Raw genomic sequence first — 12,559 nt, 5'->3', positions numbered from 1 at the left:
GCCGCAGTTGCCGTATAGGAAAGTCATAAAGGCGCCGGCGGTCGCGCCAGCAGTCCTCTGAAGAGGTTTTGGTCGCGTTTCGGTTGCGGTTTGGATCGCGCAGGCTTCGAACGCGCCAGCCCGACGGCGGCGGCGAAGGCGAGCCGCAGCCGCGGCTCCTCGATCTGCTTGCAGAAGCAGTCCAGGGTCGCCTTCGCGTCTTGTTGCCGGCCGTCGATGGCCGCGCAGAGACGGGAGCTGGTGCGCCGGAAGAAGTGCAGCGAGTCCTCGCCGCTGCGCCGGCCGCCGAGACGATCGAGTTCAACCGCGAGTGCGGCGACATTGTGCCTGTCGGAGTCGCTCAGCGTCACGGCAAAGCGCAGGATCGCCAACTGCCAGGCGCCGAGCAGCCTCTGATGGTCTTCAACTGATGGCGGCATGCGAGATCCGAACGACTGCGCGAGGCGTCAGGCGCCGACGCGGTCGATCAGCTCCTCGTCGGCGATCGCGGCGAAGGCGCGTATCACCTCCCGCTGCGCGGCCGCGTCCAGCGGCACGATCGGCAGCCTCGTCGCCGGTGACATCAGGCCGAGCACGCTCAGCGCGCTCTTGAGCGCCGCCGGGCTGTCCTTGGAGAGGCATGTGATGAGCGGGATGAGGCGCCTGTGCAGGTAGCGTGCCGATTGCAAGCGGCCTTGCCTGACCTGCGAGAAGATCATGCGGCACAGATCGGGGGCGATGTTGGAGACTTCCGAGATGGCGCCGTCGCCGCCGCTTGCGATGTAGCCGAACGCGGTGACGTCGTCGCCGGAGAGCAGGCGAAAGCCGGCCGGGAGCAACCGGGCGAGGCGCATCGGTCGGGCGATGTCGCAGCTTCCATCGCGCAGGCCGACGAACTGGCGGGATTCGACGAGACGCACCAGCGTCTCGTCGGCGAGCGGGCGCAGCGTGCGGGAGGGAATATCGTGCAGGATCACGGGCAAGCCGGTTGCACCGGCGATGGCCCGGAAATGCGCGAGCATCCCCTCCTGCATCGGCTTGTTGTAGGCCGGCACCACCGCCATCACGGCATCGGCGCCGGCGGCCTCCGCGCACCGCGCGAGCGCGATGGCCTGGCTGGTCGCGTTCGACATCGCGCCGGCGATGATCCGCACCCGGCCGCGGGCGACGTCCACCGCGGCGCGAATGACGAGCTCCTGCTCGGCCGGGGAGAGCGTCGGCGCCTCGCCGGCCGTCTCGCAGACCACGATCGCGGGGACGCCAGCCGCGATCTGGCGCTCGCAGAGCGCGGTGAACGCCTTGAGATCGATTGTGTCAGCCGCGTCGAACGGCGTCGGCAGGTCTGGAATGAAGCCCGTGAACCAGGCAGCAGGAGGAGTGAACATGGCTTTTCCGCCGGATGGCGCCGGCTCAGGCGGCGCGCTGCGAGACGATGGCGTTGGGGCTCTTGCCCATGTCGAGCTCGATCTCGCGCGGCAGCTCGACGATGGTCTCCGGATGCTGTCCGTTCTCGAACAGCGCATATTTGACGGCCTGGGCGCGGCTGACGAACAAGCCGCCATAGAGGCCGTTCTGCTCCTGCGCGACCCATTGTCCCCGGTGGTTGCGGCCGATAAGGACGATGGTTGAGGTGGAGGTGCACGAGGGAGGGTCGACGAGTTTCACGGATGTATTCCTTCTGAACGACGCCGGCGCGGGATGCATGTCCCTGCCTGCGCGCTCAATATCCCGTCTCGCGAATATGATTTCGAGGGCGGGTGCGCGGCGATCTCATAGGAAGGTCATAAAGCCGACCGCTCAGGTCACATCATTGGCAATGTGGACCAGCGCGAACAGCGCACCGAATGCAGCAGCTTCGTCCCAATGATTGAGGGCAGGGCCGAACAGCGGTTCGCGCCTGACGAGGCCGGCGAGAGCGCACAGGATGATCGACATCCAGAGCAGAACGGCAAGGCTTCGACCGAAGCCGACGCTACCGAATGCGGCAAAGGCGGCGAGCAGCGCGATGCGGACGGCGAAGCGTGCGATCACGCGCGCCGGGCTCAGCTTGTGCGGCATGTCCGGAGCTTGCGACAAGGTGTGAACCCGTCAGGCTGCTCTAGCCGAAATTGTCGCAGGCGACCGGCTCGTAAAGCGGATCCGGCACAGGACGAACGGAGGGAACGCTCGGCCGCGACACGTCCGCGGCCAATGCCCGGACCTCGACGAAGGCCGACAGCAAGGCCAGTGCGAGGTCGGCGTGGCGTGCCTCGACCGCAGCGTCGAGCCAGTCCGGCAGCTCACGCTCGCGCGAGAGCGCGCAGTGCCACTCGCCCTCGTCATAGGCGATGCGGCGGACCTGCCATAGCGGCAGCTCGAGCTCGATCAGCGCCAGCGCCGCATCGGCCCAGGCCTCGGCGTCGATCAGGCGCATGACGCGCGTGGTGCGTTCGTTCTGGCCGAGCGAAGGGATGCGCCGGCAAGCGTGATCGATGACGTCGTGCATCAGCGGTCGCGTCATCGCCGGCGCCGCGTGAAGCCGCTGGCTGAGGGATGGTGGGTCGAGACGTCGGAGAGCGGCGGTCATGTCAGGCCTCCCGGAGTTGGCGTCGGTCAGTCGGCCGGCATTGCCAAGATGGCCGGGAGGGCATTTGAAAACGAGATGGGGATCGGGCGAGAGATATAGGGATTTCATAAGTGCCCGGATTCTTCCGTGTAAGACCGACAGATCCTCGCCTGCCGTCTCGGTCGTAGGTGGAGGCTTATAGAAGCAGGGCTTTTTGAAAAGACCTCGGCGCCGGCCCGCCGTAACAACGGGAGGCGAAAGCGTTGGTGGATCGCGTCGCTGCGCGGCCTGCCTGGAACGATCGCCTGGAATGCGTCGTCCGTGTCGTACGGCCGGCGGCTACGACGGGCCGGCCTTTATGAGATTCCTATAACGTCGCCATAGGCCTCATCTCGAAAACCTATGTGCGCGGTGGCACTTCGGCGCGGTGACGTTTCCCGGCCGGGAGAGACACGTGTTGCATTCGCTCGCAGCAAGCGGCCCGCCGGCGGGCAATGCCGGAGATCGTCTCGCATTGAGGAGTATCGCCATGATGGACATTCTGATGCTGGCGCTGGGCTTCGTCTTCTTTGCCCTCGCGATCGGCTACACCTACGCCTGCGAACGGCTGTGATGGAGCACACCATGATCTTCGATTATGCGCTCGCCGGTGCCGTCTCGTTCGGCCTCCTGTTCTACCTCACTTATGCACTGCTGCGGCCCGAGCGGTTCTGAACCGTGCTGCTGCTTGCCGAATTGCTGCTGGCGGACGTCGCACTCGTCGCGGGCCTGCTTGCGCTGCTCCTGCCGCTCTTGCGCCGGACACAAAGCCTGAAGGGTTAATGCCATGACCATGATCGGTTGGCTCCAGATCATTCTTTTCTGCGTCATTATCGTCGCGCTGACCAAGCCGCTCGGCTGGTACATGACGCGCGTGTTCAACGGCGAGCGGACCTTCCTGTCGCCGGTGCTGCGTCCGATCGAAGCCGGGATCTACTGGATCTCTGGCGTCGATGAGAGGCGCGAGCAGCATTGGCTGACCTACACGGTCGCCATGCTGCTGTTCCATGTCGGCGGCTTCCTGGTCATCTACGGCGTGATGCGGCTCCAGGCCGTGCTGCCCTTCAATCCGGCCGGGCAGTCGGCGGTGGCGCAGGATCTCTCCTTCAATACCGCGATCTCCTTCATCACCAACACCAACTGGCAGAACTACGGCGGCGAGAGCACGCTGTCCTATCTCGTGCAGATGCTCGGCCTGACGCACCAGAACTTCCTGTCGGCGGCCACCGGCATCGCGCTGGCGATGGCCCTGATTCGCGGCTTCTCGCGCGCCTCGGTGCGCACGGTCGGCAATTTCTGGGTCGACGTGACGCGCTGTACCCTCTACGTGTTGCTGCCGATCTGCGTCGTCTACACGCTGTTCCTGGTCTGGCAGGGCATTCCGCAGACGCTCGGCGACTATGTCGAGGCCACCACGCTCGAAGGCGCCAAGCAGACCATCGCGGTCGGCCCGGTCGCCTCGCAGGTCGCGATCAAGATGCTTGGCACCAATGGCGGCGGCTTCTTCAACGCCAACGCCGCGCATCCCTTCGAGAACCCGACCGCGCTGTCGAACTTCGTGCAGATGCTGTCGATCTTCGCGCTCGGGGCTGCGCTCACCAACGTGTTTGGCCGCATGGTCGGCAACCAGCGCCAGGGCTGGGCGATCCTCGCCGTGATGGGCGTGCTTTTCGTCGCCGGTGTCGCGGTCACCTACTGGGCGGAAGCCAACGGCACCTCTACCATGCATGCGCTGGGCCTGACCGGCGGCAACATGGAAGGCAAGGAGGTTCGCTTCGGCCTCGTCGCGTCCTCGCTGTTCGCCGTGATCACGACGGCCGCCTCGTGCGGCGCCGTCAACGCCATGCATGACAGCTTTACCGCGCTCGGCGGCATGATTCCGCTGATTAACATGCAGCTCGGCGAGATCATCGTCGGCGGCGTCGGCGCAGGCCTCTACGGCATGCTGCTGTTCGTCGTGCTCGCGATCTTCGTGGCCGGCCTGATGGTCGGCCGCACGCCGGAATATGTCGGCAAGAAGATCGAGGCGCGCGAGGTCAAGATGGCGATGCTCGCGATCCTGGTGCTGCCACTGATGTATCTCGGCTGGACCGCGGTCGGTGTGGTCTATCCGGCGGCGGTTGCCTCCATGGCGAATGCCGGCCCGCACGGTTTCACCGAGGTGCTCTATGCCTTCACGTCGGCGACCGGCAACAACGGCTCGGCCTTCGCGGGCCTGACCGGTAACACCCTGTTCTACAACCTCACGCTGGCAAGCGCGATGTTCGTCGGCCGCTTCTTCATGATCGTTCCGGCGATGGCGATCGCGGGCTCGCTCGCCGCCAAGAAATCGATCCCTCCGTCGGCGGGCACCTTCCCGACCACGGGCGGGCTGTTCGTCGGCCTTGTCGTCGGCGTCATCCTGATCATCGGCGGCTTGACGTTCTTCCCGGCCCTCGCACTCGGCCCCATCGTCGAGCACCTCGCGATGAATGCCGGCCAAGTCTTCTGATCGACAAGTCTTCTGATCGACAATCTTCCGATTGGTTTGGAGTGACCTCCATGGATACGATGAAACTGCAAAAACGTGCTGCCGTATCGGCGATGCTCGATCCCAGGATCGTAGTGCCCGCGATCCGCGCCTCCTTCACCAAGCTCGACCCGCGACTGATGGTGAAGAATCCCGTGATGTTCGTGGTCGAGATCGTGGCCGCGCTCACCACCGTGATCTTCCTGCGCGATCTCGTCACCAGCGGCGCGAATCTCGGCTTCACGTTCCAGATCATCCTCTGGCTCTGGTTCACCGTGCTGTTTGCGAACTTCGCCGAGGCGGTCGCCGAAGGCCGCGGCAAGGCGCAGGCTGAATCGCTGCGCAAGACCCGCACCGAGAGCCAGGCCAAGCTGCTCACCGGCACCGGCCAGGCAAAGCTGGTTCCGGGCACGAGCCTGAAGGTCGGCGACATCGTGCTGGTCGAAGCGGGGGACACCATTCCCTCCGACGGCGAGGTGATCGAGGGCGTCGCCTCCGTCAACGAGGCCGCCATCACCGGCGAATCCGCGCCCGTCATCCGCGAGTCAGGTGGCGACCGCTCGGCGGTGACGGGCGGCACGCAGGTGCTGTCGGACTGGATCCGCGTCCGCATCACCGCCGCGCAGGGCTCGACCTTCATCGATCGCATGATCAAGCTGGTCGAGGGCGCCGAGCGTCAGAAGACGCCGAACGAGATCGCGCTCAACATCCTGCTCGCCGGCCTCACCATCATCTTCGTGTTCGCCACCGTCACGATTCCGAGCTATGCGGCCTATGCCGGCGGCTCGATCTCGGTAGTCGTGCTGGTCGCGCTGTTCGTGACGCTGATCCCGACTACGATCGGTGCGCTGCTGTCGGCGATCGGCATTGCCGGCATGGACCGCCTGGTGCGCTTCAACGTGCTGGCGATGTCGGGCCGCGCCGTCGAGGCGGCCGGCGACGTCGACACGCTGCTGCTCGACAAGACCGGAACGATCACGCTCGGCAATCGTCAGGCGACCGCGTTCCGCCCCGTTCGCGGCGTCACCGAGCAGGAGCTGGCGGACGCGGCTCAGCTCGCCTCGCTCGCCGACGAGACGCCGGAAGGCCGCTCCATCGTCGTGCTGGCGAAGGAGAAGTATGGCATCCGCGGCCGCGACATGGCCGAGCTCGGGGCAACCTTCATCCCGTTCACGGCGCAGACCCGCATGAGCGGCGTCGATGCCGGCGGCTCGTCGGTGCGCAAGGGCGCGGTCGATGCCATGCTCAACTATGTCGGCGGCGGCGCGCCTCTGGCCGTTGCCTCCGGCAACACCGCCCGCGCGATCCAGCCTGCGGAGCTCTCGGAGGTCGGCCGCGAGATCCAGATCATCGCCGACGAGATCTCGAAAGCCGGCGGCACGCCGCTGGCCGTCGCGAAGGACGGCAAGCTGCTCGGCGTCATCCAGCTCAAGGATATCGTCAAGGGCGGCATCCGCGAGCGCTTTGCCGAGCTGCGCCGCATGGGCATCCGCACCATCATGATCACCGGCGACAACCCGATGACGGCCGCCGCGATCGCGGCGGAAGCCGGCGTCGACGATTTCCTGGCGCAGGCAACCCCCGAGGACAAGCTCAAGCTGATCCGCGACGAGCAGGCCAAGGGCAAGCTGGTGGCGATGTGCGGCGACGGCACCAATGACGCGCCGGCGCTCGCCCAGGCCGATGTCGGCGTCGCCATGAACACCGGCACGCAGGCGGCCCGCGAGGCCGGCAACATGGTCGATCTCGATTCCAACCCGACCAAGCTGATCGAAGTGGTCGAGATCGGCAAACAGCTGCTGATGACGCGCGGCGCGCTGACGACCTTCTCGATCGCCAACGACGTCGCAAAATACTTTGCGATCATCCCGGCGATGTTCTTGGCGTTCTACCCGCAGCTCAACGTGCTCAACGTCATGAACCTGTCGAGCCCGCAGAGCGCCATCCTGTCGGCGATCATCTTCAACGCGCTTGTCATCATCGCGCTGATTCCGCTCGCGCTGAAGGGCGTCGCCTACCGCGCCGTCGGGGCCGGCGCACTGTTGCGACGTAACCTGCTGATCTACGGGCTTGGCGGCATCGTCATTCCCTTCATCGGAATCAAGGCGATCGACCTCGTCGTCGTCGCCTTGCACCTGGCCTGATCGTTGTCATGCGAGGAGCAAATTCTCTCTGTCATTCCGGGGCGCCTCGAAGAGGCGAACTATGGTGCGCAATTGCGCACCTGAGAATCTCGAGGTTCCGGGTTCGATGCCTTGCATCGCCCCGGAACGACGACAGAGATGCTTCGCCCGCAATGACGAAATAACCGGAGACCTAACATGCTCAGAGAAATCCGCCCCGCCATCGTCCTCCTGCTGGTGCTCACCGCCATCACGGGCCTGGCCTATCCGCTCGCCATGACCGGCATCGCGGGCATGCTCTTTCCCGCCCAGGCGCAAGGCAGCCTGATCGAGAAGGATGGCAAGGTGATCGGCTCCGCCCTGATCGGGCAGGAGTTCAAGGACGACAAATATTTCCACGGCCGCCCCTCGGCGACCCTGGCGCCGGACCCGAATGATTCGACCAAGACCGTCTCGGCGCCCTACAACGCCGCCAACTCGGGCGGCTCCAATCTCGGCCCGACCAGCAAGGCGCTGGCCGACCGGTTGAAGGAAGACGTGGACAAGCTGAAAGCGGAGAATCCGAACGCGGCCGTGCCGGTCGACCTCGTCACCACCTCTGCCAGCGGCCTCGATCCGGATATCTCGCCGGAAGCCGCGCAATTCCAGGTGCCGCGCGTTGCCAAGGCCCGGAATATGCCGGAAGAGGCGGTGAAGCAGCTTGTGGCTTCCAACGTCCAGGGCCGTCTGCTCGGCCTGCTTGGCGAACCGCGCGTTAACGTATTGGCGTTGAATCTCGCGCTCGATCGCGCCGCCGCCAAGTAGCGGTCTAGGCTCCCGGTGCGCAGATGATTATATTGGCAAAATGGTCCGAGAGCGCCGCGATTCCGAACAACGTCCGTCTCCCGAGGCACTGCTGGAAGCCGCGCGCCGGGAGGAAAGCGCGAGCGGCAAGCTGAAGATTTTCGTCGGCGCGGCCCCGGGCGTCGGCAAGACCTACGAGATGCTGCAAAGCGCCCATGCCAAGCGCAAGGCCGGCATCGACGTCGTGGTCGGCTTCGTCGAGACCCATGGCCGCGCCGAGACCGAGGCGCTGGTGCGGGGGCTCGAAGTCGTCCCGCGCAAGAGGCTCGACTACCGCGGCCAGACGATCGAGGAGATGGACCTCGACGCCGTGATCGCGCGCCGGCCGCAAATCGCGCTGGTCGACGAGCTCGCCCACACCAACGCGGCCGGCAGCCGCCATCCCAAGCGCTATCTCGACGTCGAGGAGCTGCTCTCCCACGGCATCGACGTCTACACCGCCGTCAACATCCAGCACACCGAGAGCCTGAACGACGTCGTCGCCCAGATCACCCATGTCCGGGTGCGCGAGACGGTGCCGGACTCGGTGTTCGACCGCGCGGATGCGATCGAGCTGATCGACCTCACGCCCGACGACCTGATCCAGCGGCTCAGAGAAGGCAAGGTTTACGTCCCCAGGCAGGCCGAGCGGGCGCTGGAGCATTATTTCTCGCCGGGCAATCTGACCGCGCTGCGCGAGCTCGCTTTGCGGCGGACAGCCGAACGGGTCGACGAGCAGCTCCTCACCCACATGCAGGCGAACGCCATCGCCGGCCCCTGGGCCGCGGGCGAGCGTATTCTCGTCTGCGTCAGCGAGGATCCGCGCGCCGCCGGCCTCGTGCGCTACACCAAGCGGCTGGCCGACCGGCTGCATGCGCCGTTTACCGCGATTTCGATCGAGACGCGGCGCTCCCTCCAGCTTTCCGATGACGAGCGCGACCGGCTCGCCGACACGCTGCGGCTCGCCGAAGCCTTGGGCGGCGAGGCACTGACGATTCCCGCGGTCGGCCGCCGCATCGCCGACGACGTCGTCAATTTCGCGCAGGGCAACAACGTCACCCAGATCGTGATCGGAAAGTCGACGCGCTCGCGCTGGTTCGAGATCACGCGCGGCTCGGTCGTGCATGACCTGGTGCGCCGTGCCGGCAATATCACGGTTCATGTCATCGCCGGCGACGATGTGCCGGGCGAGGCGGCGCCCAAGACCGCGGTGCAGACCGCGGCGCGGACGGAGCCGTTCGATCCGCTGCCCTATCTGAAGGCGCTCGGCATCGTGCTGATCGGCCTCGGCGCTGCCGAGCTGATTCAGCCGAGGTTCGGCATCGAGAACGTGGACCTCGTGCTGCTCACGGCCGTGGTGGCGGTCGCGGTCCGCTATGGCCTGTGGCCGTCGCTGCTCGCCACCGTCGCGGCCTCGCTGTCCTATAATTTCTTCTTCCTGCCGCCGATCTACACCTTCACGATCACCGATCCGACCAACGTCGCCGCCTTTGTCCTGTTCATGGTGGTGGCGATGATCGTCTCCAATGTCGCCGCGCGCGTGCGCACGCAGGCCGACACCGCGATCGGCCGGATCAGGACCACCGAGCAGCTCTATGCTTTCAGCCGCAAGCTTGCCGGCACCGCCACGCTCGACGACGTCTTGTGGGCGACGGCCTATCAGATCGCGCTGATGCTGAAGGTGCGCGTGGTGCTGTTGCTGCCGGAGGATGGGCTGCTCACGGTGAAGTCCGGCTATCCGCCGGAGGACCAGCTCGACCAGGCGGACCTTGCCGCCGCCAACTGGGCCTGGAGCAATGATCGCCCAGCCGGTCGCGGCTCGGACACGCTGCCGGGTGCGAAACGGCTGTTCCTGCCGATGCGCACCGGCCGCGGCCCGATCGGGGTGATCGGCATCGACAACGACCGTACCGGCCCGTTGCTGACGCCGGACCAGCGCCGGCTGCTGGACGCGCTGGTCGACCAGGGCGCGCTCGCGATCGAGCGCGTGCTGCTGGTCGAGGACATGGACCGCGTCAAGCGCACCGTCGAATCCGAGCGGCTGCGCTCGGCACTGCTGACGTCGATTTCGCATGACCTCAAGACGCCGCTCGCCTCCGTGTTGGGGGCCGCCTCCACGATGCGCGATCTGGCAGGTGCCTTGTCCGACACCGAGAAGCGCGACCTGCTGGCCACCGTGATCGACGAGTCCGAGCGACTCAACCGTTTCATCGCCAATCTGCTCGACATGACGAAGCTCGAATCCGGCGCCATCGTGCCCAACACGGCGCTGCATGATCTTAGTGAGATCGTCGGCAGCGCACTCCGGCGGGCAGCCAAGATCCTCACGGCGCACAAGGTGGAGCTGGTGCTGGCCGCCGATCTGCCGATGCTCCAGCTGGATGCCGTGTTGTTCGAGCAGGTGCTGTTCAACCTGCTCGACAACGCCGCGAAGTATTCGCCGGCGGAGACGACGATCTCGATCAAGAGCCAGCGCGAGCGAGATCAAGTGGTGCTCCAGATCGCCGACGAGGGGAGCGGTATTCCGCCGGACGAGGTCGAGAGCGTGTTCGACAAGTTCTATCGCGTGCAGAAGGGCGATCACGTTCGTCCCGGCACCGGGCTCGGGCTCGCCATTTCCCGCGGCTTCGTCGAGGCAATGCATGGCACGATCTCGGCCGCCAACCGCAGCGACCGGAGCGGCGCGGTCCTCACCATCCGTTTGCCCGTTCCGGCACAGACCCACGCATTGGATACCGCCGCATGAGTGCCGCCCCGATCAAGGTTCTGGTCATCGACGACGAGCCACCGATCCGCAAATTGCTGCGGATGGGGCTGACGACGCAGGGCTATGAGATCCTGGAAGCGTCAAACGGCAAGATTGCGCTGGAGAAGCTCACCGAGGAGCCTGCGCTGATCATCCTCGATCTCGGCCTGCCCGACATCCAGGGCCACGAGCTGCTCCGTACCATCCGGGCCCGCAACGAAGCCGTGCCGATCGTGGTGCTGTCGAGCCGGGGCGACGAGGCCGGCAAGGTGCAGGCGCTCGATCTCGGCGCCGACGACTATTTGACCAAGCCGTTCGGCATGGACGAGCTGCTGGCGCGTCTGCGCGCCGCGCTGCGGCACCAGCTCCAGGTCCAGGGCGAGCGACCGATATTCCGCACCGGCGATCTCTCCGTCGATCTCGTCCGCCGCATCGTCAAGGTCGGCGAGCGCGAGGTCAAGCTGTCGCCGAAGGAGTACGACCTCCTGCGCGTGCTGGTGCAGCATGCCGGCAAGGTGCTGACCCACCGCTTCCTGCTCAAGGAGCTCTGGGACGAACTGACCGACGCGCAATATCTCCGCGTCTACGTCCGCCAGCTCCGCCAGAAAATCGAAGCCGATCCGGAACGGCCGCAATATGTGCTGACGGAGACGGGGATCGGGTACCGCCTGAAGGCGGGGGATTGATTAAGCCGTCGTTCCGGGGCGATGCGAAGCATCGAACCCGGAACCTCGAGATTCTTAGGTGCGCAATTGCGCACCATAGTTCGCCTCTTCGAGGCGCCCCGGAATGACAAGCTAACCCGCCTTCCTCTGTCGCGCCGTCGACCGGTGCACCTTCTTCGCGGCTCGTCCCCGTCCTGTCGTCCGTCGTCCATGCGACTTGGCCGACGGCCGTCCCCCGCCGCGCCCCCTCAGGCTCTGCTTCAGCGCATCCATCAGGCTGACGACATTGCTCGGCCGCTCCTCCGGCTCCGGCAGCTCGATCGTCTTGCCGCTCGCCTTCCGCTTCACCAGCGCCTTCAGCGCGGTCTCGTACTGGTCCTTGAACTTGCTCGGATCGAAATGCGCAGCCTTGGTGTGCAGGATGTGACCGGCGAGCTCGACCATGTCCCTGGTGATCTTCGGGCTCTTGATGTCGTCGAAGAACTGGTCCTCGTCGCGGAGCTCATAAGGATAGCGCAGCGTGGTGCCGAGCAGGCCCTTGCCGAGCGGCTCGATCGCCATGACATGCTCGCGGTTGGTAAGCACGATTTTTGCGAGCGCGACGCGCTCCTGGTCCTTCATGGCGTCGCGGATCACAGCAAAGGCGTCGATTGCGGCCTTGCCGTCTGGTGCGATGTAATAGGGATGGTCCAGGTAGCGCTGGTCGATCTCGTCGCTCGGCACGAAGCTCTCAATGTCGATGGTGTGGTTGCTCTCGATCTGGACCGCCTCGAGCTCCTCCGGTTCGATCTCGACATATTTGCCCTTGCGCAGCTCGTAGCCGCGTCCCTTCTGGTCGCTCTCGACGACGTCGCCGGTTTCCGAATCGACCATTTGCTGCTTGAGGCGATTGCCGGTTTCGCGGTTGATCATGTGAAACCGGGTCTTCTCCGCGGCGGTCGTTGCGGGATAGAGCACGACCGGGCAGCTGACCAGCGACAGCTTCAACGTTCCCTTCCAATAGGCGCGGGGGGCCATTCCATTCTCCAGCGTTTTCAAGGCGTTTTGGAACTCCAACCGGCGCGTCGGGTTTTGGTTCCGGATGGGACTTTTGCCGTGATAGGCTTGAAGCCGAAAGAGATGCGGGACCGG

At 65.5% G+C, this 12,559-nt stretch carries 13 protein-coding genes; 7 read left to right on the top strand and 6 right to left on the bottom strand.

The genetic code is table 11. The features are described 5' to 3' along the window. Positions 1-23: 23 nt before the first annotated feature. From BJA_RS34390 to BJA_RS34370, 5 genes are all read right to left on the bottom strand, one after another. Positions 24-371, bottom strand: a complete 348-nt coding sequence (locus BJA_RS34390) for a hypothetical protein (RefSeq protein WP_236842123.1) — start codon at positions 369-371, stop codon at positions 24-26. Positions 372-446: 75 nt separating this feature from the next. After that, on the bottom strand, positions 447-1,364 hold the full coding sequence (gene dapA / locus BJA_RS34385; protein WP_011089523.1) for a 4-hydroxy-tetrahydrodipicolinate synthase: 918 nt from the start codon (positions 1,362-1,364) through the stop codon (positions 447-449). Between the two features lie 25 nt (positions 1,365-1,389). Continuing rightward, positions 1,390-1,644, bottom strand: coding sequence for a hypothetical protein (locus tag BJA_RS34380; RefSeq protein WP_038965690.1), 255 nt, complete (start codon positions 1,642-1,644; stop codon positions 1,390-1,392). Between the two features lie 132 nt (positions 1,645-1,776). Then, a complete protein-coding gene (locus BJA_RS34375) occupies positions 1,777-2,037 on the bottom strand; it encodes a hypothetical protein (RefSeq protein WP_011089521.1) in 261 nt (86 codons plus the stop codon). 40 nt (positions 2,038-2,077) lie between these two features. Beyond that, entirely contained in the window at positions 2,078-2,545 is a 468-nt protein-coding gene (locus BJA_RS34370; protein ID WP_038965693.1) for a hypothetical protein, read from the bottom strand. Between the two features lie 433 nt (positions 2,546-2,978). Between BJA_RS34370 and BJA_RS34365 the strand changes: the two genes are divergently transcribed. The 7 genes from BJA_RS34365 to BJA_RS34335 all read left to right on the top strand — a co-directional run bounded on the left by BJA_RS34365 (position 2,979) and on the right by BJA_RS34335 (position 11,449). Next, positions 2,979-3,137 carry a hypothetical protein gene (locus tag BJA_RS34365; RefSeq protein ID WP_162494044.1) on the top strand — a complete coding sequence of 53 codons (159 nt, stop codon included), beginning with the start codon at positions 2,979-2,981 and terminating at the stop codon, positions 3,135-3,137. Between the two features lie 11 nt (positions 3,138-3,148). Then, entirely contained in the window at positions 3,149-3,238 is a 90-nt protein-coding gene (locus tag BJA_RS34360) for a K(+)-transporting ATPase subunit F (RefSeq protein WP_038965694.1), read from the top strand. Between the two features lie 112 nt (positions 3,239-3,350). Beyond that, positions 3,351-5,054, top strand: a complete 1,704-nt coding sequence (gene kdpA / locus BJA_RS34355) for a potassium-transporting ATPase subunit KdpA (RefSeq protein ID WP_011089518.1) — start codon at positions 3,351-3,353, stop codon at positions 5,052-5,054. Between the two features lie 50 nt (positions 5,055-5,104). Further along, complete coding sequence (gene kdpB / locus BJA_RS34350; RefSeq protein WP_038965691.1) at positions 5,105-7,216, top strand: potassium-transporting ATPase subunit KdpB; 2,112 nt, start codon at positions 5,105-5,107, stop codon at positions 7,214-7,216. Positions 7,217-7,393: 177 nt separating this feature from the next. Beyond that, the gene (locus BJA_RS34345; protein WP_011089516.1) at positions 7,394-7,999 is read left to right on the top strand and encodes a K(+)-transporting ATPase subunit C; all 606 of its coding nucleotides are present in this window, start codon (positions 7,394-7,396) and stop codon (positions 7,997-7,999) included. A 40-nt stretch (positions 8,000-8,039) separates the two neighbouring features. Beyond that, the gene (locus BJA_RS34340) at positions 8,040-10,763 is read left to right on the top strand and encodes a sensor histidine kinase (protein WP_011089515.1); all 2,724 of its coding nucleotides are present in this window, start codon (positions 8,040-8,042) and stop codon (positions 10,761-10,763) included. Next, entirely contained in the window at positions 10,760-11,449 is a 690-nt protein-coding gene (locus BJA_RS34335; protein ID WP_011089514.1) for a response regulator, read from the top strand. Before BJA_RS34340 ends, BJA_RS34335 begins: the two co-directional genes overlap by 4 nt. A gap of 111 nt (positions 11,450-11,560) precedes the next feature. On the opposite strand, the gene BJA_RS34330 is transcribed toward BJA_RS34335, so the two are convergent. Continuing rightward, a complete protein-coding gene (locus tag BJA_RS34330) occupies positions 11,561-12,445 on the bottom strand; it encodes a Ku protein (RefSeq protein WP_011089513.1) in 885 nt (294 codons plus the stop codon). Between the last annotated feature and the right edge of the window lie 114 nt (positions 12,446-12,559).

The sequence above is a fragment of the Bradyrhizobium diazoefficiens USDA 110 genome, assembly GCF_000011365.1.
GTDB classification, from domain to species: domain Bacteria; phylum Pseudomonadota; class Alphaproteobacteria; order Rhizobiales; family Xanthobacteraceae; genus Bradyrhizobium; species Bradyrhizobium diazoefficiens.
Note: the sequence above shows the minus strand (reverse complement) of the source record. Positions and strands in the feature narration are given on the sequence as shown.

Excerpts from the sequence above, each read along its gene's own strand:
- BJA_RS34340 (WP_011089515.1), top strand. The coding sequence starts at position 8,040 with ATGGTCCGAGAGCGCCGCGATTCCGAACAACGTCCGTCTCCCGAGGCA.
- kdpB (WP_038965691.1), top strand. The coding sequence starts at position 5,105 with ATGGATACGATGAAACTGCAAAAACGTGCTGCCGTATCGGCGATGCTC.
- kdpA (WP_011089518.1), top strand. The coding sequence starts at position 3,351 with ATGACCATGATCGGTTGGCTCCAGATCATTCTTTTCTGCGTCATTATC.
- BJA_RS34345 (WP_011089516.1), top strand. The coding sequence starts at position 7,394 with ATGCTCAGAGAAATCCGCCCCGCCATCGTCCTCCTGCTGGTGCTCACC.
- BJA_RS34330 (WP_011089513.1), bottom strand. The coding sequence starts at position 12,445 with ATGGCCCCCCGCGCCTATTGGAAGGGAACGTTGAAGCTGTCGCTGGTC.
- BJA_RS34360 (WP_038965694.1), top strand. The coding sequence starts at position 3,149 with ATGATCTTCGATTATGCGCTCGCCGGTGCCGTCTCGTTCGGCCTCCTG.
- BJA_RS34375 (WP_011089521.1), bottom strand. The coding sequence starts at position 2,037 with ATGCCGCACAAGCTGAGCCCGGCGCGCGTGATCGCACGCTTCGCCGTC.
- BJA_RS34370 (WP_038965693.1), bottom strand. The coding sequence starts at position 2,545 with ATGACCGCCGCTCTCCGACGTCTCGACCCACCATCCCTCAGCCAGCGG.
- BJA_RS34335 (WP_011089514.1), top strand. The coding sequence starts at position 10,760 with ATGAGTGCCGCCCCGATCAAGGTTCTGGTCATCGACGACGAGCCACCG.
- dapA (WP_011089523.1), bottom strand. The coding sequence starts at position 1,364 with ATGTTCACTCCTCCTGCTGCCTGGTTCACGGGCTTCATTCCAGACCTG.